Source organism: Leifsonia sp. Root227 (assembly GCF_001428745.1).
Classification (GTDB): domain Bacteria; phylum Actinomycetota; class Actinomycetes; order Actinomycetales; family Microbacteriaceae; genus Leifsonia.
Genome location: NZ_LMIO01000001.1, coordinates 174,408 through 199,016 on the forward strand (window position 1 = coordinate 174,408; position 24,609 = coordinate 199,016).

Genomic DNA, 24,609 nt, shown 5'->3' on the forward strand with positions numbered 1-24,609 from the left:
CTCCTTCATTTGAGTTGGAAGCCCTCGGCAAGCTGGCCGCCCATCACGTGCTTGCGCACGGCGAGCAGCAGCACCACCGATGGGATGGCGAGCAGGATCGAGAACACGGCAGCGACCTGCTTGGGGAAGTTGAGGACGAGGCTGTACATCTCGGTCGGCATGGTCAGGATGTCCGGCGCGCCGACGAGGTAGGTGCCCTGCGCCTCGTCGAACGCGGCGAGGAACGCCATGACAGCGCCGACCAGGATGCCGGGCAGAGCCATCCGCAGCGTCACAGTGAAGAAGACGCGAGCCCTGGATGCACCGGCGTCGCGCGCCGCCTCCTCCAGTGACCGTGGAACGGCGGAGAACGCAGCGGCGGGGATCCAGGTCATGAACACGATCGTGCCGAGCAACTGCACCACGACGACCCCGGCGATCGTGTTCATCAGGCCGAGCGCGTAATAGAGGGAGGCGAGCGTGGCGAACAGCCCCATGCGCGGGAACGCGTTGGTCGCGAAGAGACCGATCAGGAACAGGCGGCGGCCGGGGAACTCGAACCGGGCGAACGCGTACGCGGCCGGAAGGCAGACGACAGCGGAGACCAGCACGACGATCGGTGTGATGAGCAGCGAGTTCTGGATGGACGCTCCGAGTGACGGATCGCCGAACACGGTCGCCCACCAGCGCAGCGTCCACGAGTCGGGCAGCAGGTGCGGGTACGTCCAGGTGTCCGCGAACGCGTGCGCTCCCAGCCAGACCAGCGGGCCGAGCACGAACACCAGCAGGACGATCGCGAACAACCAGGCACCGGATGCGCGGAGCACGGCGGAGACGGGACGCTGCATCAGATCCTCCCCTCGCGGCGGGCGCTGCGGAAGTTGGCCCAGACGTAGAGCGCGCCGATGCCGGCGGCGGCGATGAACACCACGAACGCCATGACGAGCGACTGCTGCGGCTGGTTGTACGAGGTGAAGTAGCTGGCGAGCGCGACGCCGAGCATCGTGGGCGCGTTGGGCCCGGTGAAGTACGGCACCGTGTACGACCCGATCACTCCGATGGCGGTGAAGGTGACCGCGATGACGATCGGCACGGCGCTCATCGGCAGCAGGATGGTGCGCACGATCCGCACGGTGCCTGCGCCGGCATCCCGTGCCGCCTCGATCAGCGCGTCGGGGACGGACTGCAGCCCCGACACGATCATGAGCACGGCGAACGGCAGGGAGGTCCACGCCGAGCCGATCACGATCGCCGTGGCGGAGTACGCCCAGACCGGGCCGTCGATGCCGACCTGCGCGAGCAGGCTGCGCAGGAAGCCGTCGGCGGAGTAGAAGGTGAGGATCGCCCAGGAGGCGATGACCACCGGGATGAACAGCGGTACGATCGCGACCGCCGACAGCAGCCTGGCCAGCCAGCCACCGCGCAGGCGCAGATAGAGGCCGATCCCTCCGGCGAGCACGAGCACGATCGCTGTGCTGGCGACGGTCACCCCCAGCGTCAGCCCGAGGTCCTGCCAGAACGCCTCCGTGGCGAACACGTCGCCGTACGCGGCGAAGGTCGGCACGGCGCCGTCGGCGTGGTGCACGTTCTGGCCGACCGCGGCGATCACGGAGTTGAGGCCGCCCGTGAAGCCGACGCTGAACGCGAGCGCGAGCACGACGGGAACGCCGACGAACAGGGCGATGACGACGACGGGAGGGAGGGCAAGCAGGAAGCCGGTCACCGCGGTCCGCGGCGCCCGGCGGGCGCTGCGAACCGCGGTGGTGGCCGCCCGGTCGGCGGTGGCGGTGGCCATTACTTGCCTGGGACCTTCTGTGCCCACGCCTTGTTCAGGTCGGCGGCGGTCGTGGCGAAGTATGCCGGACGCAGGTTCGCGATGTCGGCATCCTTGAACAGGTCCTGCACGGAGGAGGGGAGCTTGTCGAGCGCGATCACCGGGTACCCGGAGATGCTGTCGGCCACGAGCGCCTGGGCGTCGGGGGTGAGCAGCCAGGAGACCAGCTTCTCCGCTCCCGCCTTGCGCGGGGAGGCGGAGGGGATCCCGAGGTAGCTCGCACCACCGGTCAGCGACGGGTCGGAGATCTGGGTGTACGCGATGTTCGCGGGGATCTGGCCGTTCTTGTGGCCGGTGACGAACTGGTCGCTCCAGACCGGGGCGATCGAGATCTGGCCGCTGGAGAGGAGGTCGAGCACCTGGTTGTTCCCGTTCGGGTACACGCCCTTCTGGTACACGTACGGGTTGAGGCTCGCGAGGGTCGCGAATCCCTTGTCCCAGTCTCCTTCGACCTCCGGCGCGGAGCCGGTGACCAGCTTGGTGCGGTCGGCGGCGGAGACGTTCTGGTCGAGGACGGTCGTGACGAACGACTGACCGCTGCCGCCGGTGTCCGGCGAGTTGTATGTGAACTTGCCAGGGTTGGCCTTGATCCACGCGAGCAGGTCGTCCAGGGTCTTCGGCGGGGTGGCGACGGTCTTGGTGTCGTATGCGAGGACGACGCTGGAGCCGCGGTACGGGATGCCGCCGTTGCCGCCGGCGGCCACGAGGTCCTTCGGCACGTCCTTGAGGCCAGGGACCTCGGTGCCGGAGACCTTCTCGAGCAGACCGGATGCGGCCACCTGGGAGACGAAGCCGGCGTCGACGAGGTCGTAGCCAGGGTCCTTCTTCTGGATGGTCGCCGCGGTGAGCTTGGCGACGGTCTGCTGGTCGTGCAGGCCGTGCAGATCGAAGTCGACGGAGACGCTGTATCCGGGGTTGGCCTTCTCGAACGCCGGGATGAGCGTCTTCTGCCAGAGGTCCTGGATGTTGGTGTCTGCGCTGAGGAAGACGGTGAGCTTCTTGTCTGCGCCGTCCGTTGACGACGCGGCCGAACTGCTCTGCGCGCAGCCGGTGAGGGCGAGTCCGACCGCAGCGATGGCTGCGACGGAGGCGATCAGGCGAGGGGATTTCACGGAGCACTCCTGGAGGGAAGGGTGTCGGGGGAGCGTTCGCGCCGATGATCGGGGCGAACGGTTTTCACGCTAACCGGGCTGCGCGTTCCTGGCGATAGCTGCGCGTTAGGTTTCAAATGAGCGCTAGGGACTGTTCATACGGCGTTAATATGAGCGCAAATGAGCACCGCGAGACTGTGGGTGTTCACATCTGCGAAAGGGTCGAGAATGCTGACACATCAGCGAGAGGCGGCGATCGTCGAACGGCTCCACGCCGTGGGGAGCGTGACCGTCGAAGAGCTCTCACGGCTGCTCGTGGTCAGCGGCACCACCATCCGGCGCGACCTGGAACGCCTGGAACTCGCGGGGCGGCTCCGGCGCGTGCATGGAGGAGCGACCGTCCCGCTCAGCGAGGAGTCAGCGACCGGCGGCGACCTCGACGACGACACCCGCGAGAAGGAGGCGATCGCAATCGCGACCGCCGCACTCATCGCGGACGGCGACGTGGTGCTGCTGGACATCGGCATCACCACCCTGCGCCTTGCCAGGCACCTGCGCGGACGGCCGGTGACCGTGATCACGAACAGCCTGGCCGTGCTCGACGCCCTGCGAGACGACGACACCATCTCGCTCGTCCTGCTCGGCGGGATGGTCGGCTCGAAGCCCAGAACGCTGGTCGGGCCGCTCACCGAGGAGTCGCTCGCGCTCGTCCGCGCCGACATCGCCGTGATCAGCAGCACAGGAGTCAAGCCGGACGGGGCCGTGGTCACCGACCTCACGCAGGAGGCGAGCATCAAGGGCAGGATGCGTCAGGCCGCAGACCGCGCGATCCTGGTCGCGACCGCATCCAAGTTCCCCGGCAGCGGCTCGTACCGGATCGCCTCGATCGTCGACTTCGACACCGTCGTCACCACGGCGGGGGCGGACGCCGCGACACTGGACCTCGCGGTGCAGGGAGGACGGCGGGTGGTGGTCGCGCCGCAGGGGGACACGCGCACCGTGTGAGGGTGCCGTCGAGTCACTCCGCACCGGCGACATAGAACGGATACGTCCCGGCGATCACCCCGTCCGCCTCCACCTGCCAGCGGTAGAGGCGGCCGGGCGGGAAGTGCAGGCCGTTGGGGAAGTTCGCCGCGAGGACGTGCATCGGCGGCAGGTGGCCGTCGGGGAGGTCGATGGGCGTCATCGTGGCGAACGTGGCCGACTGGGTGATCCGGACCTCGCTCGGCCGTCCGGAGGCGTCGTCGAGCCGCACGCTGGTGCCGTCCGGTGCGGTGAGCACCAGCTCGACGATCACCGGATGCGCTGGCACGTCCGCGAGGCTGAGCGTCACCCACACGGCGAAGGGAGACGATGCCGACGTCCCGGACTCGTGGCTGAGCACGCGGATGCCCGCCCCGACGAGGTTGGCCTTGCCGTTCGCGTCGATGTTGACGTAGTCCGCTATCGTCATGGCGACGATCGTGTCGGCGGGATGCGTCGACTCTGACGGTTCCATGACTCGCAGCTAGCGCCACATGGCGAACTGCAACCACTGGTCCCGGCGCAGCCGGCGCTGCTCACCGGAGGTGTCGACGATCCACTCGTCGTGGGTGCTGGCGACGTAGGTCGCGAGCACCGTCTCCGGGCACCACCCCTCATCCGTCTGAGCCCAGCGCACGAGATGGATGTCTTCGCCCTTTTTCGGCGCGTTGCCGAGGGGGATCTCGAATGTGGCCATCAGTGCTCCGTCCGATCGGTTCGGGGGTTCTGCTACTGCGCTTGATTGAATGGTAGAGGGCTCGTTCTATCTCCTCTAGTGGGGGTTTTCGAGGACACTAGACGCTCGCTGCGGACGCGGGCTAGGTTCGTGTCCATGACGGCGGCGGCACCGAGCGGGGCGGATGCGGCGGGTTTCCTCTCCGGCCTGGACACCTGGGACATCGTCTTCGCGCTGCTCGCCGTCGTCGCAGGGGTCGTGCTCGGCATCGTCGCCAAACGCGGTGCAACGGTCCTGCTGCGGAAGCTGCCTGGCGTCACGGACGATGTGCGGGCCAGGATCGCCCGCTCGGTCAGGCTCGTGATCATCCTGCTCGGTGTCGGGGTGGCGATCGCGTTCCTCGGCGCGCCCATCCAACCGGTGATCGCACTGGCGATCATCGTCGCCGTGATCGCCGTCCTCGCACTGCGAGGCGTGTCGGAGAACTTCGCCGCCGGGGTCATCCTGCAGACGCGCCGACCGTTCGTCGTCGGGGACAGAGTGACGATCCAGGGCTACACCGGCACCGTCCACGAACTGAACGGGCGGTCGGTGACCGTGCGCACCCTCGACGGCCGGACCGTGCACATCCCGAACAGCGTGGTGCTCAGCGGCCCGTTCGTCAACGAGTCGGAGACCGGAGAGCAGCGCAGCGAACTGCAGGTCAGGATCGCCAACGCGGATGGGAACGAGAGCGTCGACGACGAGACGGCGCAGCGCATCCGGTCGGTCTGCCACGACACGGACGGCGTGCACCACCGCGAGGCCGTGCAGGTGCTCACCACCGCCGTCGAGCCGACCAGGACGGTGTACGCCGTACGGTTCTGGCACCATCCGTCGCACGGGCCGCAGGTGCGGTCGGCGGTCATCGACGCCCTCGCGGCGGCGTTCGCGGACAGGCGGGTCGTGATCACGTCCGCCCTGCCGGACACGCCGCTGACGCCGCCAGGGGAGCTGTGACATGGGCCAGCTTCTGCTCTCCCTCGTGCCGCTCGGCTTCGGGATCCTGCTCAGTCCACTCGCGATCATGGCGCTCATCGCGATCCTCGTCTCGCGTCGCGCGAGGATCAACGGCGTCATGTTCGCGCTGGGCTGGGCGGTGGGCATCGGCCTCGTGCTCGCGATCAGCTACCTGGTGTTCGGTGCGCTCGAAGTCCACGAGAAGTCGGTGCCGCCGGTCTGGGTTCCCGTCGTGCGCATCCTGCTCGCGGTCATCCTGCTGGTCAGCGCGATCTGGGTGTACCGCAGAGGCAAGGCGCACATCGTGGCGATGGCGGCGGCGCGCACCCCGGCCGATGTGACCAGGGCAGCCCCGCAGCTGCCCGGCTGGCTGCGCACGGTCGAGAACTTCACGGTTCCTCGTGCGTTCGTCCTCGGTCTCGGGCTGTTCGTCCTGAACCCGGTCGACGCCTCGTGCGCGGTCATCGCCGGGCTTGACGTCCGGCTGGCGCTGACGGCGCCGGAGTCGATCTGGACCCTGGTGATCTTCGGGGTCGTCGGGGCGCTGCCGATCATCGTGCCCGCCGTGCTCGTGCTCGTGCGGGGGAAGGCGGTCGAGCCGCTGCTCGCCCGCGTCCGCACCTGGGTCGCGGGGAACACGCACGTGCTCAACGCTGCGCTCCTGCTGGTGATCGCGGTGCTGCAACTGCAGAAGGGCCTCTCCGAACTGCTCAGCTACTAACGGGCGTGGCCGTCCGCTCCTAGACACCCGGGCAGCACCGCAATAGCCTCCAAGCACGCAGCTTTCTTCACCGTCGATGCCGGGAGGGAGAGTCAGATGAGCGAACGTCGCGCGTGGTGGCCGTTCCACCGGCGTCCGCGCGCCCCGGAAGCAGCCCCGCCCGCCGACGCCGACGCCGATCAGCAGGACAACCCATCGGGACGCGGGGTGCGTATCCTGCTCGGCCTGGCCTGCGCGGTGGTGATCGCTGTCGGGATGCACGCGATCGGCAGCATCCTCGCCCCGACGCTGCTCGCGCTCGTGCTCGTGATCTGCGCGCAGCCCGTGCGGGTGTGGCTCACCAGGCACGGAACCCCCGCCGGCGTCGCGACGGGGGCGGTCGCGCTGACCACGTTCGCGTTGCTCGCCGCCTTCGCGGGCCTGTTGCTCCTGGCTCTCGCCGACTTCATCGGGATGCTGCCCGCGTATCAGGCCCAGCTCGCGGAGTTCGGCGCCCAGATCGGCGCGTGGCTGCAGAGCATCGGGATCGGGCCGGACGAGGTGAAGGCGGTGACGGCCGGGTTCGACCCCGCCCACTTCCTCGACTTCTTCACCGGGCTGCTCGGCGGAGCGTTCGGCCTCGTGTCGTTCGGGGTGGTCGTGCTGACCATGCTCATCCTGATGCCGGCCGACGCCGCATACGCGCCGACCCTGCTCCGTCAGCTCCAGCCGAAGAAGCCCAACCTCGTGTACGCGCTGTCGGCGTTCGCGCGGAACGTCCGCCGCTACATGGTGGTGACGACGGTGCTCGGCATCGTGCAGGGCGTGATCAACGGCATCGCGCTCTGGCTGCTGGGGGTGCCTGCCGCCCTGCTCTGGGCGATCCTCGCCTTCCTGTGCAGTTACATCCCGAACGTCGGCTACTTCATCGCGATCGTGCCGCCGCTGCTGTTCGGCTACCTCACCGGCGGCTGGGGAACGGTGATCGCGATCATCGTCATCTACGGGGTCATCAACGCCGTCGTCCAGTCGGTCGTGCAGCCGAAGGTCGTCGGAAACGCGGTCGCGCTGAGTCAGACGCTGACCTTCTTCTCCGTGCTCTTCTGGGCGGTGGTCCTCGGGCCGATCGGGGCGATCCTCGCCATCCCGCTCACCCTGCTCGGCCGCGCCGTGCTCGTCGACGCCGATCCGCGCGCCCGCATCTGGCGGGCGGCCATCGGAGATCTGGGCGAGACCCGCCAGCTGATGAAGGCGGATGCGGAGCAGCGGAAGAGCGAGAAGCGTGCGAAGGACGCCGGGCACGCTGCCGAGTGACCGGACGCGTCCGGTGACCGGACGGTGACCAGACTCATCCCGACGCGGCCGCTGTCACAAACCTCCTGGCTGCCCGGTCTGAGCTTCTGAAACCATCCAGCGAAAGGATAGTCATGAAGTTCGTGGTCATCGGCGGCACAGGACAGATCGGAACGCCGCTCGTCGAGCTGCTGCGTCAGGCAGGGCACGACGTCGTCGCGGCGTCGCCGTCGACAGGAGTGAACAGCGTCACGGGAGAGGGGCTCGCGGATGCGCTTGCCGGCGCGGACGTCGTGCTCGACATCCCCAACTCGCCCTCCTTCGAGGACGCGGCCGTGCTCGACTTCTTCCAGCGCTCGACCGCCAACCTGGTCGAAGCGCAGAAGGAGGCGGGCGTCGGGCATCACATCGTGCTGTCGATCGTCGGCGCCGACCGGATGCACGACATCGGCTACATGCGAGCCAAGGTCGCGCAGGAGCGGCTCGTCAGGGAGAGCGGCCTGCCGTTCACGATCGTGCGGGCGACGCAGTTCTTCGAGTTCATCCCACGGCTGGCGGAGGGCGCAGCAGACGGCGACACCATCCGGCTGTCCCCTGTGCTCATGCAGCCCATCGCCGCCGCGGACGTGTCCGCGGCGCTCGCCGACATCGCAACGCAGGCGCCGACGAACGACGTCATCGAGCTGGCTGGTCCCGAGCAGCTCCGCCTGGCCGAGCTCGGCCGGCGCGTGCTGGAAGCGCGCGGCGATGCCCGCACTGTCGTCGCGGACGAGTCCGCCGGCTACTTCGGCGGCACGGTGACAGACACCTCGCTGGTGCCGGGGAACGACGAGGCGATCACCGCGCTCCGGATCGCGCCGACCAGGTTCGAGGACTGGCTGCGCGCATCCGGATCGCTCTGACCGGCCGGAGGACGCCTGTCGTCATGAGTGCGGCGACCATCCAGGCGTACCCCGCTCCCGCCCGGCCGGTCGCCGGGCGGGAGTACCATCGGTGGATGCGCGACGAGCCGACCGCCGGCGCCGAACTCGACGAGGCGGCCGACACGTTCCTCCAGGTGCGGCCCCGGCTGTTCGGGATCGCGTATCGCGTGCTCGGCAGCGCATCGGACGCCGAGGACGTGGTGCAGGAGGCGTGGCTGCGCTGGCAGAGGTACGACCGCTCCACCGTCGACGACCCGCGCGCCTTCCTCGCCACCACGACGACGCGGCTCGCCATCAACGTCGCCCAGTCGGCCCGCGCCAGGCGCGAGACGTACATCGGCCCGTGGCTGCCGGAACCGGTCGACACCAGCGCGGACCCGACCCTGGGCGCGGAACGTGACGAGGCGCTCGGCTTCGCGGTCATGCTGCTGATGGAGAAGCTGACGCCCACGGAGCGTGCGGCGTATGTGCTGCGCGAGGCGTTCGACTACCCGTTCTCGCAGATCGCGGAGATCATCCAGACCAGCGAGGCGAACACGCGCCAGCTGGCCAGCCGGGCGCGCAAGCACCTCGCGGCGGAACGGCAGGCGAAGCCCGTCGACCCTGCGGAGCAGCGGCGCCTGCTCGACACGTTCCTGGCGGCGGCGCAGACCGGCGACCTCACGGAGCTCGAGAGCATGTTCGCCGCCGACGTCGTCAGCTACGCGGACGGCGGCGGGATCGTGCGCGCATCCCGCATCCCTGTGCGGGGAAGAGAGACCGTGGCCAAGTACATCCGCGCGTTCGCGCCCCGGTTCTGGGTCGGGGTGTCGCTTCGTCCTGTCGAGACCAACGGCGAGCCGGCGGTCGCGCTGGTCCGCGACGGCGCGATCTTCGCCGTGGTGGCCCTCTCCTCCAGCGCAGAAGGAATCGACCGACTGCTCTGGATGATGAACCCCCAGAAGCTCGCGCGCGTCGCGTCCGTTTCCGCCTGACGGTCACATTCGAGCCAACTGTCACATTCGCGCCGTCTCCACGGTCTTACTAGTGAGACTGGAGGTCGTCGTGCGAAGGATTCTCGGTGTGGGTGGCGGTTCTTCCGCCAGGACGAAAGGGTCGCTGACCGACCGTGCGGCGTCGGCCATCGCGACCAGGACCGCGTTCGGCCGTCGGCTCACGGCGCTCGCCGCGGAGCTCAGGCAGCGGCACATCGCGCTGCACTGGACGAACCTGTTCGGCGTCGTCTCGCTCGCCTGCGTGGTCGTGGTGTTCCTCAGCGGGGTGTTCCTGATGTTCTTCTACGCGCCATCGAGCACGCAGGTCGTCTATTCGGGCGCATACACGCCGCTCGACGGGGCGACGATGTCGAAGGCGATGCGATCGACCCTGGCCATCTCGTTCGAGGCTCCGGGCGGCCTGCTGATGCGGCAGGTGCACCACTGGGCGGCACTCCTGCTGCCGGCGTCGCTCATCCTGCAGCTGCTGACCACGTTCTTCACCGGTGCGTTCCGGCGGCCGCGGCGGCTGAGCTGGGTGCTGCTGTTCCTTCTCCTGATCGTCTCCCTGGCCGGCGGCTGGAGCGGATACGCGCTGCCGGACGACATGCTCTCCGGCACCGGACTGCGCATCGTGGAGGGAATCGTGCTCGGGATCCCCGTGATCGGCACGTGGGCATCGACACTGCTGTTCGGTGGCGAGTTCCCCGGACAGATCATCGAGCACCTGTACCCGATCCACGTGCTGATCGTGCCAGCGGCCCTGATCGCGCTGCTGGTGTGGCGCATCCGGATCGGCTACGTGCAGCGTCCGGCGCAGTTCGCCGCGCCTGGCGCGACCGAGCGGAACGTGGTGGGGGTGCCCGTGCTGCCGAACGCCGCCGTCCGCGCCGGCGGGCTGTTCACGATCGTCGCGGCGCTGCTGTTCCTGGTCGCGGCGACGGTGACAGTGAGTCCGATCTGGCTCTACGGTCCGTCGTCGGCCGGCGACGCGTCGTCGGGCAGCCAGCCGGACTGGTACACCGGCTTTCTGGACGGGGCGCTGCGCCTCGTTCCTCCCGGCTGGGAGTTCGTCTGGCTCGGCCGCACCTGGACGTTGGCCATCCTGGTGCCCCTCGGCGTCATCGGCGGGTATCTCCTCGCCGTGCTGCTCTACCCGTTCGTGGAGGAACGGATCACGGGGGACAGGCGGGAGCACCACATCCTGGATCGCCCGAGGAACACCCCGACGCGCACCGGCATCGGGGTCGCCGGGATCGTGTTCTACGGCGTGCTCTGGGGCGCAGCGAGCGCCGACCTGATCGCGACGCACTTCCATGTCGGCATCGAGACGGTCGTCCTGACGTTCCAGCTAGCTGTGCTGCTCGGGCCGCTCGCCGCGTTCGCGATCACGCGCAGAGTCTGCCTCGGCCTGCAGAAGAAGGACGTCGGACTCCTGCTGCACGGCGTCGAGACCGGGCGCATCGTGCGGCTGCCTGGCGGCGAGTACGTCGAGATCCATCGGCAGCTCGACGAGTTCGAACGCTGGCGGCTGGTGAACCCGGGCGACGGTGCGCCGCTGCGGGAGCACGCGGACGAACGAGGCCGCGCGCTCAGACGGTGAGGCCGTGCCGCAGCGCCAGCGGATGCAGCCGGATCCAGACGACGCTGACGAGCGCGCCGGCGAAGTCGATCGTCATCGCCGCGGTCGGCTCGCCGTCCGCGATCAGCAGGAGACCGGACTGACCGTTGACCTGGCGCTCGACCACGTCCAGCCCCGGCTTCCGGCCGAGGCCGTGCAGCAGCAGGGCGACCGCGTCGAACGTGCCGGTCACCATCCGCAGCGCAGGCTGCTCGTCGTCGCCCCCGTCGACAACGACGGCGACATCCGGGGCGAGCATCGACTCCAGCCTCGCGGCATCGCGGGAGACGGCCGCGCTGCGGAAGTCCCGGACGGCGCGGTGGTGCAAAGGGCGGGGAAGCCACGCGGTGATCTTCATACCCTTAAGACCGCGCGAGCGAGGGAAATGTGACGAGGGCCACAATGGTGCCATGCAGCAACGCATGCAGCAGCGCATCGGAAAGCTGACGACGGCCGACGGCGCCATCGTGGCGTACGCGTCGGTGGGCTCAGGGCGGCCGCTGCTGTACGTCTCCGGCTGGCTCAGCCACCTCGAACTGAGCTGGGAGCTGCCGGAGGAGCGAGCCCTCTACGAAGGGCTCGCCGAGGGGTGCAGGCTCGTCCGCTACGACCGGCTGGGATGCGGGCTGTCCGCACCCACAGATCGCCCGCCGTCGCTGGAGTGCGAACTGGAGCAGGTCGCGACGCTCGCGGCGGCGCTCGGACCGGAGCCGTTCGACCTGATGGGCGTCTCGCTCGGCGCGCCGGTCGCGGCGGCGTGGGCTGCCGCGCATCCGGAGACCGTGCGGAGGCTGGTGCTCTACGGCGGCTGGGCGACAGGCTCGGCCATCGCGTCGCCCGAGGTGCGCGACGGCGTGCTCGGCCTGGTCGAGTCGCACTGGGGGCTCGGCTCCGATGTGCTCACCGACATCTTCGCGCCGGATGCGCCGGCCGGCTCCCGGGCGGCGTTCGGCCGGTACCAGCGGGCGTCGTCCGATGCGGCGACCGCTCGCTCCCTCCTCGAGCTCAGCTACCGGCTCGACGTCTCCGGCGTTCTCGCCGGGGTGCGCGCGCCAACGCTGGTCGTGCACAGGGAGCACGACAGGGCGGCCCCGGTCGCGCAGGCGGCGGCGCTCGCCGACGGCATCGCCGGGGCGCAGCTCATCGTCCTGCCAGGACGGTCCCACCTGCCCTGGGCGGGAGACAGGCACGCGCTCGTGACGACGGTGCGGCGCTTCCTCGGGCTGCGCGCATCCCGGACGGGCGCCGGCAGGTTGACCGCCAGGCAGGCCGAGGTCGCAGCCCTGGTCAGCGCCGGCTGCACGAACCGCGAGATCGGCGAGCGACTGGGCATCGACGAGCGGTCGGCGGAGGGCCATGTGGAGCGCATCCGGTTGCGGCTCGGATTCCGGTCGAGGGCGCAGATCGCGGCCTGGTACGCCGCGGCGCACGACCGGGCGGCGGACTGAGCGCGGCGAACCGCGCGCGAACTGAGGTAGTTCCACGCCTGACCGCCTCCATCGCGCCGGGCACGCTGGAGGCATGACCGAAACGAACACCACCACCCCGACCCCCTTCGAGCAGCACGCGGGTCGAGGCCGCTTCAACGCGTCCTTCTTCCACGTCATGGGGCCGTACCTGGAGCGCAGCCTCCGCGATCACAAGTCGCGCGTCTTCGCCGGCCTGCCCGCTGAGGTGGTCGAGCTCGGCTCCGGGGTGGGCGCGAACCTCCGATACCTTCCGCACGGCGCGACCCTGGTCGCTGTCGAGCCGAACCGCGCCATGCACGGCAGGCTGCGGGATGCGGCACGTCGCCAGGGCGTGCGCCTCGACCTGCGTGAGCGCACAGCAGAGTCGACGGGCCTCGCGGACGGAAGTGTCGACACCGTGATCTCATCGCTGGTGCTGTGCTCTGTGCACGATCCGGACGCGGCGCTCGCCGAGGTGAGGCGCATCCTGCGGCCGGGCGGCACGTTCCGGTTCGTCGAGCACGTCGCCGCGGAGGAAGGCACGCCGACGCGGGCGGCGCAGCGGCTGTTCCGGCGCCCCTGGGGCTGGACGTTCGAGGGATGCTCGTGCGAGCGCGACCTGGAGGGAACGGTTCGGGCGGCCGGGTTCGCGGCCGTCGAGGTCGAGCGCTACCGGCTGCACACGCCCTTCCTGCCGTTCAACACGCAGATCGCCGGCACGGCGACGGCGTGACGGTGCGCATCCACAGTTCTCCCCAGGCCACGCCGTACGTCACGGCTCCTCGTGGCAGCGCCGATCAGGCGGCGCGGCCGGTTTCGCGCAGGGTCTGGAACCAGTCGGTGCGTTCGAGGACGGCGAGGACCGCGGGCGCGAAGCCGGTGAGCGTGAGCGCGATGCCGCGGCCGGCGAGTTCGCGGTCGAGGTCGCGGAGGCCGTCGATGACGGTCACCGAGATCTCCCGCAGCACCGAGCAGTCAAGCGTCACGCGGTGCGTGCCAGGGGCCGCATCCACCGCCTGTAGGATCGCCTGCTCCGTGCCCAGCGTGCTCCCGGTGTACAGCGGGGCGAGCAGCGTCACGTCGAGCTGTTCCTCCGTCGGCGACAGCACCCGGATGCGCGGCCTGTTCAGCGCTGACAGCAGCAGGATCAGGGTCAGCACCACCCCGACCACCACGGCTTGCAGCAGCCCGGCGACCAGCCCGACCGTCATCGTCACGATGGCGACGGCGAAGTCGCGGCGGCTGATCCGCCACAGCAAGCCGAGGCTGCGCACGTCGATCAGGCCGAACACCGCGACGAACACCAGCGAGGCGAGCGTCGCCTGCGGGAGGAGACTCACGACAGGGCCGAGCCACAGCCCGACCAGGAGCGCGAGCGCCGCCGTCACCAGGCCGCTGATCTGCGAGCGTGCCCCAGCTGCCCGGTTGACCGCGCTCTGCGAGAAGCCGCCGGCGGCCGGCAGGGTCTGGAAGAAGCCGCCGACCAGGTTGGCTGCCGCGTCGGCCAGGAGCTCCTGGTTGTTGTCGATCGCCCTGTCGCCCGCGTCGCGGATGCCTCTGGCGACGGCCGTGGTCTCGAGGAACGCCATCACGGCGATGGCGAACGCGCCGGGGATGAGGGCGAGGATGTGCTGGAACGACGGCAGCGCAGGGAGCGGGACGCCCTGCGTGACGGGGGCGATACGGTCCACGCCCGCGTCCGGAAGCCCGGCGAACGCGCTGAGCAGGATCCCGGCGACCACGACGATCAGCGGGCCGGGGATGCGCGGGGCGAAGCGCTTGACGATGAACAGCGTCGCGACGGAGCCGACGGACAGCAGCACGGTGGCGAGGTTGGCCTGCGGCACCGCCTCGACCACGGCGACGAACGAGCGGATGAACCCGCTGCCCGTCGTCGTCTCGGAGACGCCGAGCAGTTTCGGAAGCTGGCCGAGCGCGACGGTCGCGCCCACGCCCACCTGGATACCGAGCAGGGTCGGCTTGTTGATGATCTCCACCAGCGATCCGAGCCGCAGCAGCCTGGCCACCCCGAGGATCGCGCCGACGAGCAGGGTCAGCGTGACCAGGTCGCGCGGGATGTCGTCCGAGCCGGAGACAACTCCGGCCGACACGAGGGTGGTCGCGGTGAGCGTGGCGATCGTCGAGGTGGTCGAGACGCTCATCGCGCGCGAGCCGCCGAGCAGCGCGTACACGATCATCGGCACGATGCAGGTGTAGAGGCCCGCCTGCACCGGCAGGTTCGCGATGGTCGCGTACGCCATCGCCTGCGGCACGACGACCGCCCCGGCCGAGATCCCGGCGAGCACGTCGCGGCCGATCCACGACCGCTGGTAACCGGAGAGCGTCGGCAGCAGCCACAGCCGCGATCTGCCCGTCGGGGTGGTCGTCACGGGATGCGCCTAGAAGCTTCCGATGCCCTTGCCGACCACCGAGACGCCGATGACGAGCAGCAGAACGGCCATGACGGTGGCGTTGTTGTGCACCAGCCAGCCGCGCAGGGCGTCGAGGGGCCCGCGCATCCGGTCGGAGGCGACGAGGTAGGCGATCACCGGGGCGCCGACGGAGACGGCGGCGATCACGGTGAAGATCGCGATGGCGAGGATGGTGAAGCCGACGGACAGGGTGGCGGAGCCGATGCTGACCCCGGCGCTGACGGCCAGCAGCAGGTTCTTCGGGTTCACGGCCGCCAGGATGAAGCCCAGCGCGAACCCGCGGCCGGTGTTCATCGAGTCGATGGCGCTCATCCACTTGGGCAGGGCCGGCTCTTCGCCGTGCTTCGGCCGCGACCGCCACTGACGGACGGCGAGCAGGAGCAGCAGCACGCCGAGGATGAGCTGGATGACGCCGACGATCGGCTGCGACGCGTCCGGGTCCTTCTCCGGCAGCACGGCGGAGAGCAGGACGAACACGGTCACGGCGACCAGGATGCCGACGATCCAGCCGAGCAGGAAGCCCACGCCCGTGCTCTTCGCCCTGGGCGAGAGCAGCATCAGGATGGCCGCGATGATCGGGATGGGGCTGATCGCGATTCCGATCGCCATCGGGAGGATGGCTCCGATCACCTGGGTCATGGTCGTCTCCTTCTGTCAGGCGTCTGCATGGCTGGCGTCTCCGTGCCCGCGGGGCGGCGGGAGCGTGGCGAGGGCGTCCCTGTTCGTGTCGTAGACGGTGACGCCGTCGAGCAGGCCGAGGTGCCGCATCCGGTCGGCGAGCCCTGGGCGGAGCCTGGTGAGGCCGAGATCGAGGTGGCGCGATGTCAGCCACGCGTGCAGGCCGGTGAACGCCTCGGCGCCTGTCACGTCCACATCCGTCACCGCCTCCATGTCGAGGACGACGTGCTCGACGCCCTCGACCGAGTCCACCGCGCGCCGCACCGCCTTTCCGAAGGTCTCGGCGTTGGCGAAGAACAGCGGTGCCGCCAGCCGGACCACGACGACGCCAGGTGCTGTCGCCGTGCCGGGCTCCGCGGCGTCGAGCAGGGAGCTCTGCGGGTCGCCGTCGGCGGCGAGCGTGTCGATGGCCGGGGCTGCCGCACGGCGGGTGACGTTGATCACCGCGAGCACGAAGGCGACGACGATGCCGGCGATGGACCCGACGAACAACGTCACCAGGAAGCAGACGGCGCCGATGGCGAACTCGAACCTGTCCTGCCGCCACAGCTTCGCGAAGTCGGCGATCCCGAGCAGCGGAACGACGGCGACCGCGACGATCGCGCCGATGGCGGGCGACGGGATGTGCTCCAGCAGGGCCGTGCCGAAGAGCAGCAGGGCGAGGGTGCCGACCGCGGTGACGATGGTCGGAAGCTGCGTGCGCGATCCTGCCTGGTCCATCGCGGCCGTGCGTGAGGTGGACGACCCGACGGTGAAGCCGCCCGCCACGCCCGCGGCGATGTTGGCCGCGCCGAACGCGAACAGGTCCCTGTCCGGTTTCGTCGGGTATCCGCGCTTCTCGCCGTACGACCGGGAGACCAGCAGGCCCTCGCCCATGGTCACGACCGTCAGCGCGATGGCGGACGGGATGAGGGCCAGCCACATCGACCAGTCGATCACCGGCCAGGTCAGCTTCGGCGGTCCGGCGTCGACGGGACCGAGCACGGAGACGCCCGCCTTCTCCGCGCCGCTGAGCACGACGACGATGGTCGCGACCACCAGCACCACCAGCGCCCACGGCACCGCCCGCGCCAGCACCCGGCCGACCAGCAGGATGACCAGCGCGCCGAGCGAGATGAGCAGCGACCACGGGTTGAGGTTCCCGAGCCCGGTGAACAGGCCGACCAGCTTGTCGACGAACTCACCACCGGAGTCGATCTTGACCCCGAGCATCTTCGCCACCTGCGACACCAGGATGTCGAGCGCGAGGCCGCCGACGAATCCGACGAGGATCGGCTTCGACAGGAAGTCGGCGAGGAAGCCGAGCTTGAAGAACGAGCACAGCAGGAACAGGACGCCGCAGATGAGAGCCTGGGCGAGCGCGAGCGTGATGTAGTCGGCGCTGCCTGCGACGGCGAGGCCGCCGATCGAGGATGCGACGAGCGCGGCGGCGGCGGCATCCGGAGACGCGACGAGCTGCCGGGACGACACGAGCAGCGCCCACACGATGCCGGGGAGCACGAGCGCATACAACCCTGCGGTGGCCGGCAGCCCCGCGATCTGCGCGTACCCGATGTTCAGCGGGACGGCGATGGCCAGCAGGGTGACGCCCGAGACGAGCTCACGCACGGTGTTGCGTCCAGTGAGCCCGGCGAGTGGTCGTGTCGAAATGTCGATCCCCTCCAATGCACGCAACACGGCGAGTGTGCTCGAAGGCTAACCATCGCCGGCATTCCGCGTCTAGGGGTGCCTCGCGCGGCGCGTCGGGATCGCGGCTAGGGCTGCGGTGCTCCCTCGCGGGTGATGATCGCCGCCTCCCCGTCCTCTTCGAGCTTCACGCCGAGGCGTCTCCGGAAGGCGCGGGTGAGGACCAGCAGGGTGATGACCCCGACCGTCAGCCAGATGAGGCCGTACGTCAGCGCATCCACGTGGAGGTTGGCCCAGAGCACTCCGGTGAGCACCATCCCGATCGCGGGCAGCACGATGTTGCGCAGGATCTGCTTGGCGCCGTGCCGCTCTCCACGCCGGATCGCGAAGTGGATGATGACTGTCGCGTTCACCACGGTGAAGGCGATCAGTGCGCCGAAGTTGATCATCGACGACACGAACTCCAGCGTGAACGCCGCCGCGAGGAGCGACACCGCGCCGACCAGCAGCACGGCGGTGGCCGGCGTGCGGAACCGCGGGTGGATGTACGACAGACCCCGCGAGAGACGTCCGTTGCCGTTCCTGGCCATCACGTAGATCATGCGCGACACGCTCGCGTGCGACGCCAGGCTGGAGGCGACCGCTGCGGCGACCGCGGCCGAGATGAACAGGATCTGGAAGAGCAGGCCGCCGGTCTTCAGTGCGATCTCGGGGAGCGTGTCGTCGGTGAAGCTGAAGCCCGCGAGGGTGGGGAAGCGCGACTGGGCGAACCAGGCGGCCGTGAAGAAGATCGCGCCGCCGATCATCAGCGCGAGCACGATCGCCTTCGGCACCGTGCGGCTGTCTTTTGCCTCCTCGGTGTACATGGTGATCGCGTCGAAACCGATGAACGAGAAGCAGACGACCGTCGCACCGCCGATCACCGCGGCCAAGTGCACGCCGGAGTGGAACAGCGGCGTCAGGCTGAACGCGGTCCCGTTGCCGGCGCCCGAGCTCAGCGCAGTCCAGGTCAGTGCGACGAACACGCCGATCAAGACGATCTGGAAGACGACCAGGATGCCGTTGACCCGCGAGGTGGACGACATGCTGAACAGGTTCATCGCCGTGATGGCCGCGACGTAGCCGACCACCCAGATCCAGCCGGGCACCTGCGGGAAGAACGACTCAAGGTAGAGCCGCACGATCAACGCGTTCACGAGCGGCAGCAGCAGGTAGTCGAGCAGCGACGACCAGCCAACCAGGAAGCCGACGTTCGGGTGGATGGTCTCCGACGCGTATGTGTACGCGGACCCCGCAGACGGGAACACCCTGGTCATACGGCCGTAGCTCACGGCGGTGAACACCATCGCCACGAGCGCGAACAGGTAGGCGGACGGGACGACGCCGTTCGTCTCGCCGGTCACGATGCCGAAGGTGTCGAACACCGTCATCGGAGTCATGTAGCCGAGGCCGAGACCGACGATCGCCCACAGGCCGAGGGATCGTCGCAACGCGGTGGGTGCGGGGGTGGATGACACGCGAGCTCCTTTGCTGCAGACAAGCCGTGTCATCGTAAGCCGTTCCGCGACGAAATCCGAATCGAGAGGTGCGGATTACGTCGCATAACAAGGAAATCGGGTACTGAAAGCGTGGTGATCAGCGGTATCGAGTGTCGAAACCGTCCGTTACCGCGCGGGGCACGGAGGCCGGGGAGCTCCGCGACCGCTCCCTGCAGGAGGCTCCCGGTTCGAGTTCGAGGGCGGTACCATCACGAAAGTCGTCTTCGAGATCGCGGACGACGCATCCATCGACGTCGAGTCGCACGACGCGGCTGCGATGGCACGCGACTGAGAAGGACGGAGCCCACCGGATGCCAGACCCGACGGTGAGCGCGCACCCGACGGTGGGCGCGCATCCGACCACGATGGTGCCGATTCCTGCCGGTTCGTTCCGGATGGGCTCCGCCGAGTTCTATCCGGACGAGCAGCCGGTGCACGAACGCACGGTCGATGCATTCCTGATCGACGCGCATCCGGTGACGAACGAGCAGTTCGCCGCGTTCGTCGACGACACCGGTTACGTCACCGTGGCAGAGCGCCCGCTGGACCCTGCCGATTTTCCTGGAGCCGACCCGGCCGATCTCGTGCCGGGCGGGATGGTGTTCACGCCGACCGCCGGTCCCGTCGACCTGCGCGACTGGCGGCAGTGGTGGCGCTGGGGCGCAGGGGCGTACTGGCGTTTCCCGTTCGGCAGGGAAGCGTTCGACGCGGTCGTCTCTCGTCCAGCGCATCCGGTGGTGCAGGTGAGCTTCGAGGACGCCTCAGCGTACGCGGCATGGGCGGGCCGCCGCCTGCCGACCGAGGTCGAGTTCGAGTACGCGGCCCGCGGCGGCCTCGACGGCGCGCGCTTCAGCTGGGGCGACGACGAACGGCCGGACGGCGCGCTCATGGTCAACCGCTGGCAGGGCAGCTTCCCGTACAGCAACACGGGAGCATCGGGTTTTGTCGGCACATCGCCGGTGATGACCTTCCCCGCGAACGGCTACGGCCTCTTCGACACGACGGGCAACGTCTGGGAGTGGACGACCGACTACTACACGCCCCGCCACCTGCCCCCGGACGCGGCGGCTGCGGCAGTGGATGCGGGCGCCCGCCCCAGTCTCCTCGGCCCGGCAGGCGCGGAACCGGGGTCGGCCACCCCGCGCCGCGTGCTGAAGGGCGGCTCCCACCTGTGCTCGCCCGACTACTGCCTCCGCTATCGGCCGGCGGCTCGCTCGCCGGAGTCGGAGGACTCGGCGACGACGCACATCGGATTCAGGTGCGCTGCGGACGCTTAGGGCAGCGGGGTGGTGTGGCGCAGAAGGTTCCTGTCGCGAACATGGAAACCTGTCGACGCGATCAAGCCTCGACGTCGGCGGGCTTTACGTACTCGGTCTCAGAGCCGTGGCTTACAGCAGCCCCCGCCTGAACCCCTCCGCCACGGCTGCCGCCCTGTCGCCCACGCCGAGCTTGGCGTAGACGCTGAGCAGGTGGGTCTTCACGGTCGCCTCGCTCACGTGCATCCGCGTTCCGGCCTCGCGGTTGGTCGCGCCGTCGGCGACCAGGGCGAGCACCTGCAGCTCGCGCGGGGTGAGCAGGCTCGCCTCCGGGGTGCGCACGCGGTCGACCAGCCGGGATGCGACGGACGGCGCAAGTGCTGAGTGCCCCTTCGCGGCGGCGTGGACGGCTCTGACCAGCTCGTCGCGCGGCACGTCTTTGAGCAGGTAGCCGGTCGCGCCCGCCTCGATCGCCGGCAGGACGTCCGCATCGGAGTCGTAGGTGGTCAACACGACGATCCGGCACGGCACGCCGAGGCGCAGGAGCTCGCGGATCGCGCTGACCCCGTCCGTGCCCGGCATGCGGAGGTCCATCAGCACGACGTCCGGCTGCAGCGCGCGGGCGAGACGGACAGCCTCTGCGCCATCCGACGCCTCGCCGACCACCTCGATGTCCTGGTCGGAGGAGACCATGCCGACGATCCCGTCCCTCACCACGGGATGGTCATCGGCCACGAGGAGGCGCACGGGGGTCATCGCGGCACCTCCGCCCGGATGGAGGTGCCGCGGCCGGGGTGGGAGTCGACGATCAGTTCGCCCGCGAGGGCGGTGATGCGCTCGCGCATGGCGATGAGCCCATAGCCGCCGCCTTGGTCGGCGGTGGGCGGGGCGTCCGCGGCCGCCGCGTCCGCGCCCGCGGCCCCGCCGAGCCGCGGTTCCGCGTCGAACCCGCGGCCGTCGTCCCGCACCTCCAGCCGCACCCCGCGCTGGTCGTGCGCGAGGGTGAGCGCGACACTGTGCGCATCCGCGTGGCGTTCGACGTTGGCGAGGGCCTTCTGCGCGGTGCGCAGCAGAGCGACCTCCGCATCCACTGCCAGCGGGCGGGCGGCACCAGTGGTGCGGACGTCGACCGGGATGCCCGTGCGCCGCGACCAGCGTCGTGCCGTCTCGCGGATCGCCTCCGGCAGTCCCGCCGTGTCCAGGGCGGCCGGCCGCAGCGCCTGGACGGAGCGCCGCGCTTCGGCGAGGCCATCGCGGGCGAGCGAGAGGGCGGCGTCGGTGTGGCGGTCGCGTGCCGTGTCGTCCGCGGCGTGCTCCGCCGCCTGCAGCTGGGTGACGATCCCGGCGAACCCTTGCGCGAGGGTGTCGTGGATCTCCCGCGCGAGCCTGGCCCGTTCCGCCTCGGTGGCCGTCACTTCGAGCTGTTTCTGCGACAGCCTCAGCCCCCAGGAGAGCCCGCACATCGCCACGATGTTGAGCGCCACCACGAGCAGCCTGCCGATCGTGCCGGCCGCGTTGTCGCTGAAACCGGATGCCTGCGCCAGCCCGGCGACGACAGCGGTGGCGCCGACGGCGACGAGCTCCCACGGCCACGGGACGAGGGAGTACGCGATCGAGAAGGTCGAGATCGTCAGGAACGCGAACCAGCCCTGGTAGAGCACGAGCGCCAGGTTGATCAGGATGAGGCACGGCATCAGTAGCGAGATCGCCGCCGAGCGTCCGCGCCAGGGCGTCGGCAGGTCGCGCAGCACCAGCACCAGCACTGCGTACCCGGCGCAGAGCACGAGCTCCGGGATCAGGTGCCGGGGGTCGGACCACTGCATCCCGAGTGCGAAGGCGACGAGCATCCCGAGCACCAGATACGGGGCGACCGCGAGCACGGTCCGCCAGCGCGGGTCGATCATAGGCCGACCCTACGCGCTCTGCGGGAAGTGCCGCCCCATGCGCGGCCGGTTGAGCAGAATGGCCGCCGGCAGCACGAGGAGACCGCACAGCGCCTGCTCGATCCGCACCCAGTCCGGCAGGAAGCCGGGGATCGACACGATGACGATCACGGCGACCAGCACGATCGGGCTGATGATCCGGATGCGCACCCAGGCTGCACGCGACCCCCGCGACGCGCTGCGCGCGATCAGCAGCATGACGACCCCGCTGGCGAACACCAGCGAGCAGCGGATCCAGACGGCGGTGTCGACGGCGATCCCCATCACGCTCTGCGCGATGAGCACGGCGATCATCGCGAGACTGACCGCGGTGAATGCGGCCAGGAGCACGAGAACGGGACGGAAGGCCGCGCGGCGGGCCGCTGCGGTCTCGGGACGGACGGCGGACCGTGGGGCGGTGTTTGCGTTTGTCATGCCTCCAGCGTCGCGAGCGGGAGCGCCCGCCGGATCAACCGGTCGGCTGGACCTGGCCGCCGATCAGTGGATGCTGCCCGGCAGCGGCGGACGTACCGCCCATCACACCGCATCCACCGGGAACTCCGCCGGGTACGGCTCCCCGAAGTCCGCCGACCTGCTCACCGCCGACCAGGCGAGGTCGTCGGAGAGCAGGCGGCGGTCGTGGGCGACGCTCATCTCGGTCGCGGTGACGCCGAGGGGGAGGTGGTCTGGGATGTTCGCGCGCTTGGCGACGGTCACCAGGATCTCGGCGGCGCGCACAGGGTCGCCTGCCGGACCGGAGGTGGTCTGCCGCATCCGCTTGTTCATCGCGCCGACCGTGCTCTCGTACTGTTCCGGCACGTCGCGAACCTCCATCGACGAGCCCGCCCAGTCCGTGGCGAACCCGCTCGGCTCGACCACGAGCACCTTCACACCGAAGGGGGCGGTCTCGACGCGGAGCACGCGGCTGAAGCCGTCGATCGCGAACTTGGCCGCCTGGTATGAGGCGATTCCGGGGGAGCCTCCGACACGGCCGCCGACCGACGAGAACTGGATGACCAGTCCTCCGCCCTGCGCCCGCAGGACGGGGATGGCCGCCTTGGAGACGTTGTAGACGCCCCAGAAGTTCGTCTCGAACTGGGTGCGGAAGTCGGCGTCGTCCGTCGTCTCGATCGGGGAGACGTTCGCGTAGCCGGCGTTGTTGACGATGACGTCGACAGAGCCGAAGCGGTCTCTGGCGGTGTCGAGCGCAGCCCGGGCCTGGACGGCGTCGGTGACGTCGAGCTGCAGGGGGCGGATGCGGTCGCCGTAGGTGGCGACGAGGTCGTCGAGCTGCTCCGGGCGGCGGGCCGTCGCCGCCACGCGGTCACCGGCCTCGAGGGCGGCGACGGCGAGGGCGCGGCCGAAGCCGCGGGAGGATCCGGTGATGAACCAGGTCTGGGTCGTGGGGTTCTGTGTCATGGGGTTAATGAAACATCGTTTCTTTAACTAATGCAACTCGGTTGCGGTAAACTCTCGGCGTGACCACAACCGAACCAGCAGCGGGCACGTTCCGGCGCGCCAGATCCCCCGAGGCGAAGGCCGCGCGGGAACAGGCGATCCTGGATGCGGCGCGAGCCCTCGCAGCCGAGCGCGGCATCCGAGAGGTCACGCTCACCGACATCGCCGACGCGGTCGGGATGCACAAGTCGGCCATGCTGCGCTACTTCGAGACCAGGGAAGAGATCTTCCTGCGCCTGACCGCCGACGGGTGGCGCGAGTGGACGCCTGTCGTGTGCGCCAGGGTGCGCGCGGCGAGCGGAACCTCCGCCGTCGCCGCATCCTTCGCGTCGTCGCTCGCCGAACGAGGCGCGTTCTGCGACCTGCTCGCCCAGGCGCCCATGAACCTCGAGCGCAACGTGTCCGTCGAGGCCGTCCGCGCCTTCAAGCTGACGACCGGGGAGTCGCTCGCGCTGATCGTCGCAGCCGTCAGGGAGACGATCCCCGGCCTGACCCCGGCCGCAGCCGTCGACCTCGTCGCCACCGCCACCTCCCTCGCCGGCACGTTCTGGCAGATCTCCACCCCACCTCCGGAGATCGCCGAGCTCTACCGCACCGACCCTCGGCTCGGGCACGCTCTGGTGGACCTGGAGCCGCGGCTCCGGCGCATCCTGGCCGCTTACCTCGTCGGGGCGGTCGCGGAGTAGCCGCGCGTACCGCGAAGCGCGCTCACCGTCGTCGCAGCGAGCACCACCACCCCGATCGCCTCCACGATCACCGTCTCCGGCACCAGCGTGAAGTCCCACGACTCTGTGATGCCGAACAGCCCGACGGTCAGCGCGAGGAGCAGAGCGGCGAGGCTCGCGATCACGAAGAGCAGGCTGAGCACCGTCGCGAGGGCGAGAAGTCTGCCGCGGAGGAAGAGCATCCCGAGTGCCAGGACGATGCCGGCGATGCCGTTCAGCACGAAGAGAACGCCGAGCAGACCGCCGACGCCGTCGAAGATCAGGAAGATGTGGATGGCGGCGATCACGAGGAGCACGATCGCGCTGATGATGCGCAGGGCCCTGAGGGCCGTTCCGCTGTCGTTCATGGGTGTACCTGCTTCCGGTGAGTGCTGGTGGATGGGGACCACAGGGAGAACACGAAGGGGATGCGT

26 protein-coding genes are annotated in these 24,609 nt (G+C 69.7%); 11 read left to right on the plus strand and 15 right to left on the minus strand.

Annotated features, from left to right (window positions below; all coding sequences use genetic code 11):
* Positions 1-5: 5 nt before the first annotated feature.
* From ASE16_RS00820 to ASE16_RS00830, 3 genes are read right to left on the minus strand one after another with little or no spacing between them, the layout of a single operon-like run.
* Positions 6-827, minus strand: a complete 822-nt coding sequence (locus ASE16_RS00820) for an ABC transporter permease (RefSeq protein ID WP_055889385.1) — start codon at positions 825-827, stop codon at positions 6-8.
* Entirely contained in the window at positions 827-1,774 is a 948-nt protein-coding gene (locus tag ASE16_RS00825; RefSeq protein WP_055889390.1) for an ABC transporter permease, read from the minus strand. Before ASE16_RS00825 ends, ASE16_RS00820 begins: the two co-directional genes overlap by 1 nt.
* Positions 1,774-2,925, minus strand: a complete 1,152-nt coding sequence (locus ASE16_RS00830) for an extracellular solute-binding protein (RefSeq protein ID WP_055889393.1) — start codon at positions 2,923-2,925, stop codon at positions 1,774-1,776. The genes ASE16_RS00825 and ASE16_RS00830 overlap by 1 nt, the downstream gene beginning before the upstream one ends.
* Positions 2,926-3,132: 207 nt before the next feature.
* On the opposite strand from ASE16_RS00830, the gene ASE16_RS00835 reads away from it, so the two are divergent.
* On the plus strand, positions 3,133-3,909 hold the full coding sequence (locus ASE16_RS00835; RefSeq protein ID WP_235500143.1) for a DeoR/GlpR family DNA-binding transcription regulator: 777 nt from the start codon (positions 3,133-3,135) through the stop codon (positions 3,907-3,909).
* 13 nt (positions 3,910-3,922) lie between these two features.
* Here ASE16_RS00835 and ASE16_RS00840 read toward each other — a convergent pair whose 3' ends face one another.
* Positions 3,923-4,402 (minus strand): hypothetical protein, encoded by a 480-nt coding sequence (locus ASE16_RS00840; RefSeq protein ID WP_055889396.1) that lies wholly within the window; start codon positions 4,400-4,402, stop codon positions 3,923-3,925.
* Positions 4,403-4,411: 9 nt separating this feature from the next.
* A complete protein-coding gene (locus ASE16_RS00845) occupies positions 4,412-4,624 on the minus strand; it encodes a hypothetical protein (protein WP_055889400.1) in 213 nt (70 codons plus the stop codon).
* Positions 4,625-4,759: 135 nt separating this feature from the next.
* Between ASE16_RS00845 and ASE16_RS00850 the strand changes: the two genes are divergently transcribed.
* The 6 genes from ASE16_RS00850 (at position 4,760) to ASE16_RS00875 (ending at position 11,095) form a co-directional block, all read left to right on the plus strand.
* Positions 4,760-5,602, plus strand: a complete 843-nt coding sequence (locus ASE16_RS00850) for a mechanosensitive ion channel family protein (RefSeq protein WP_055889403.1) — start codon at positions 4,760-4,762, stop codon at positions 5,600-5,602.
* Position 5,603: 1 nt separating this feature from the next.
* Positions 5,604-6,323, plus strand: a complete 720-nt coding sequence (locus ASE16_RS00855; protein ID WP_055889407.1) for a GAP family protein — start codon at positions 5,604-5,606, stop codon at positions 6,321-6,323.
* Between the two features lie 96 nt (positions 6,324-6,419).
* The gene (locus tag ASE16_RS00860) at positions 6,420-7,616 is read left to right on the plus strand and encodes an AI-2E family transporter (protein WP_055889411.1); all 1,197 of its coding nucleotides are present in this window, start codon (positions 6,420-6,422) and stop codon (positions 7,614-7,616) included.
* Positions 7,617-7,729: 113 nt separating this feature from the next.
* Positions 7,730-8,497 (plus strand): SDR family oxidoreductase, encoded by a 768-nt coding sequence (locus ASE16_RS00865; RefSeq protein WP_055889414.1) that lies wholly within the window; start codon positions 7,730-7,732, stop codon positions 8,495-8,497.
* Positions 8,498-8,520: 23 nt separating this feature from the next.
* Positions 8,521-9,492 (plus strand): RNA polymerase sigma-70 factor, encoded by a 972-nt coding sequence (locus tag ASE16_RS00870; protein WP_235500144.1) that lies wholly within the window; start codon positions 8,521-8,523, stop codon positions 9,490-9,492.
* An 88-nt stretch (positions 9,493-9,580) separates the two neighbouring features.
* Positions 9,581-11,095, plus strand: coding sequence for a cytochrome b (locus tag ASE16_RS00875; RefSeq protein ID WP_082581116.1), 1,515 nt, complete (start codon positions 9,581-9,583; stop codon positions 11,093-11,095).
* Here ASE16_RS00875 and ASE16_RS00880 read toward each other — a convergent pair.
* On the minus strand, positions 11,085-11,471 hold the full coding sequence (locus ASE16_RS00880; protein WP_157479961.1) for a hypothetical protein: 387 nt from the start codon (positions 11,469-11,471) through the stop codon (positions 11,085-11,087). The genes ASE16_RS00875 and ASE16_RS00880 overlap by 11 nt on opposite strands.
* Positions 11,472-11,523: 52 nt before the next feature.
* Between ASE16_RS00880 and ASE16_RS00885 the strand changes: the two genes are divergently transcribed.
* Positions 11,524-12,561 (plus strand): alpha/beta fold hydrolase, encoded by a 1,038-nt coding sequence (locus tag ASE16_RS00885; protein ID WP_235500159.1) that lies wholly within the window; start codon positions 11,524-11,526, stop codon positions 12,559-12,561.
* Positions 12,562-12,634: 73 nt separating this feature from the next.
* Positions 12,635-13,294 (plus strand): class I SAM-dependent methyltransferase, encoded by a 660-nt coding sequence (locus ASE16_RS00890; protein ID WP_055889422.1) that lies wholly within the window; start codon positions 12,635-12,637, stop codon positions 13,292-13,294.
* A gap of 64 nt (positions 13,295-13,358) precedes the next feature.
* On the opposite strand, the gene ASE16_RS00895 is transcribed toward ASE16_RS00890, so the two are convergent.
* The 4 genes from ASE16_RS00895 to ASE16_RS00910 form a co-directional block, all read right to left on the minus strand.
* Positions 13,359-14,951 (minus strand): SulP family inorganic anion transporter, encoded by a 1,593-nt coding sequence (locus ASE16_RS00895; RefSeq protein ID WP_055889425.1) that lies wholly within the window; start codon positions 14,949-14,951, stop codon positions 13,359-13,361.
* A gap of 9 nt (positions 14,952-14,960) precedes the next feature.
* Positions 14,961-15,632 carry a GAP family protein gene (locus ASE16_RS00900; RefSeq protein ID WP_055889430.1) on the minus strand — a complete coding sequence of 224 codons (672 nt, stop codon included), beginning with the start codon at positions 15,630-15,632 and terminating at the stop codon, positions 14,961-14,963.
* Between the two features lie 15 nt (positions 15,633-15,647).
* Positions 15,648-17,279, minus strand: coding sequence for a SulP family inorganic anion transporter (locus ASE16_RS00905; RefSeq protein ID WP_235500164.1), 1,632 nt, complete (start codon positions 17,277-17,279; stop codon positions 15,648-15,650).
* Between the two features lie 146 nt (positions 17,280-17,425).
* Complete coding sequence (locus tag ASE16_RS00910) at positions 17,426-18,814, minus strand: APC family permease (protein WP_235500172.1); 1,389 nt, start codon at positions 18,812-18,814, stop codon at positions 17,426-17,428.
* 386 nt (positions 18,815-19,200) lie between these two features.
* On the opposite strand from ASE16_RS00910, the gene ASE16_RS00915 reads away from it, so the two are divergent.
* Positions 19,201-20,112, plus strand: coding sequence for a formylglycine-generating enzyme family protein (locus ASE16_RS00915; RefSeq protein WP_055891385.1), 912 nt, complete (start codon positions 19,201-19,203; stop codon positions 20,110-20,112).
* 111 nt (positions 20,113-20,223) lie between these two features.
* Here ASE16_RS00915 and ASE16_RS00920 read toward each other — a convergent pair whose 3' ends face one another.
* The 4 genes from ASE16_RS00920 to ASE16_RS00935 form a co-directional block, all read right to left on the minus strand.
* Positions 20,224-20,847, minus strand: coding sequence for a response regulator (locus ASE16_RS00920; protein ID WP_055889435.1), 624 nt, complete (start codon positions 20,845-20,847; stop codon positions 20,224-20,226).
* Positions 20,844-21,995, minus strand: a complete 1,152-nt coding sequence (locus tag ASE16_RS00925) for a sensor histidine kinase (RefSeq protein WP_055889439.1) — start codon at positions 21,993-21,995, stop codon at positions 20,844-20,846. The genes ASE16_RS00920 and ASE16_RS00925 overlap by 4 nt, the downstream gene beginning before the upstream one ends.
* A gap of 9 nt (positions 21,996-22,004) precedes the next feature.
* Positions 22,005-22,448 (minus strand): hypothetical protein, encoded by a 444-nt coding sequence (locus ASE16_RS00930; protein WP_055889443.1) that lies wholly within the window; start codon positions 22,446-22,448, stop codon positions 22,005-22,007.
* A gap of 102 nt (positions 22,449-22,550) precedes the next feature.
* Positions 22,551-23,432 (minus strand): SDR family NAD(P)-dependent oxidoreductase, encoded by an 882-nt coding sequence (locus tag ASE16_RS00935; protein ID WP_055889447.1) that lies wholly within the window; start codon positions 23,430-23,432, stop codon positions 22,551-22,553.
* Between the two features lie 59 nt (positions 23,433-23,491).
* On the opposite strand from ASE16_RS00935, the gene ASE16_RS00940 reads away from it, so the two are divergent.
* Positions 23,492-24,157, plus strand: coding sequence for a TetR/AcrR family transcriptional regulator (locus tag ASE16_RS00940; protein WP_055889451.1), 666 nt, complete (start codon positions 23,492-23,494; stop codon positions 24,155-24,157).
* On the opposite strand, the gene ASE16_RS00945 is transcribed toward ASE16_RS00940, so the two are convergent.
* A complete protein-coding gene (locus ASE16_RS00945; RefSeq protein ID WP_055889455.1) occupies positions 24,130-24,543 on the minus strand; it encodes a hypothetical protein in 414 nt (137 codons plus the stop codon). The genes ASE16_RS00940 and ASE16_RS00945 overlap by 28 nt on opposite strands.
* Between the last annotated feature and the right edge of the window lie 66 nt (positions 24,544-24,609).

Coding starts and splice junctions, on each gene's coding strand:
- ASE16_RS00820 (WP_055889385.1), bottom strand. CDS start 827: ATGCAGCGTCCCGTCTCCGCCGTGCTCCGCGCATCCGGTGCCTGGTTG.
- ASE16_RS00825 (WP_055889390.1), bottom strand. CDS start 1,774: ATGGCCACCGCCACCGCCGACCGGGCGGCCACCACCGCGGTTCGCAGC.
- ASE16_RS00835 (WP_235500143.1), top strand. CDS start 3,133: ATGCTGACACATCAGCGAGAGGCGGCGATCGTCGAACGGCTCCACGCC.
- ASE16_RS00840 (WP_055889396.1), bottom strand. CDS start 4,402: ATGGAACCGTCAGAGTCGACGCATCCCGCCGACACGATCGTCGCCATG.
- ASE16_RS00845 (WP_055889400.1), bottom strand. CDS start 4,624: ATGGCCACATTCGAGATCCCCCTCGGCAACGCGCCGAAAAAGGGCGAA.
- ASE16_RS00850 (WP_055889403.1), top strand. CDS start 4,760: ATGACGGCGGCGGCACCGAGCGGGGCGGATGCGGCGGGTTTCCTCTCC.
- ASE16_RS00855 (WP_055889407.1), top strand. CDS start 5,604: ATGGGCCAGCTTCTGCTCTCCCTCGTGCCGCTCGGCTTCGGGATCCTG.
- ASE16_RS00860 (WP_055889411.1), top strand. CDS start 6,420: ATGAGCGAACGTCGCGCGTGGTGGCCGTTCCACCGGCGTCCGCGCGCC.
- ASE16_RS00865 (WP_055889414.1), top strand. CDS start 7,730: ATGAAGTTCGTGGTCATCGGCGGCACAGGACAGATCGGAACGCCGCTC.
- ASE16_RS00870 (WP_235500144.1), top strand. CDS start 8,521: ATGAGTGCGGCGACCATCCAGGCGTACCCCGCTCCCGCCCGGCCGGTC.
- ASE16_RS00880 (WP_157479961.1), bottom strand. CDS start 11,471: ATGAAGATCACCGCGTGGCTTCCCCGCCCTTTGCACCACCGCGCCGTC.
- ASE16_RS00885 (WP_235500159.1), top strand. CDS start 11,524: ATGCAGCAACGCATGCAGCAGCGCATCGGAAAGCTGACGACGGCCGAC.
- ASE16_RS00890 (WP_055889422.1), top strand. CDS start 12,635: ATGACCGAAACGAACACCACCACCCCGACCCCCTTCGAGCAGCACGCG.
- ASE16_RS00900 (WP_055889430.1), bottom strand. CDS start 15,632: ATGACCCAGGTGATCGGAGCCATCCTCCCGATGGCGATCGGAATCGCG.
- ASE16_RS00915 (WP_055891385.1), top strand. CDS start 19,201: ATGGTGCCGATTCCTGCCGGTTCGTTCCGGATGGGCTCCGCCGAGTTC.
- ASE16_RS00920 (WP_055889435.1), bottom strand. CDS start 20,847: ATGACCCCCGTGCGCCTCCTCGTGGCCGATGACCATCCCGTGGTGAGG.
- ASE16_RS00925 (WP_055889439.1), bottom strand. CDS start 21,995: ATGATCGACCCGCGCTGGCGGACCGTGCTCGCGGTCGCCCCGTATCTG.
- ASE16_RS00930 (WP_055889443.1), bottom strand. CDS start 22,448: ATGACAAACGCAAACACCGCCCCACGGTCCGCCGTCCGTCCCGAGACC.
- ASE16_RS00935 (WP_055889447.1), bottom strand. CDS start 23,432: ATGACACAGAACCCCACGACCCAGACCTGGTTCATCACCGGATCCTCC.
- ASE16_RS00945 (WP_055889455.1), bottom strand. CDS start 24,543: ATGAACGACAGCGGAACGGCCCTCAGGGCCCTGCGCATCATCAGCGCG.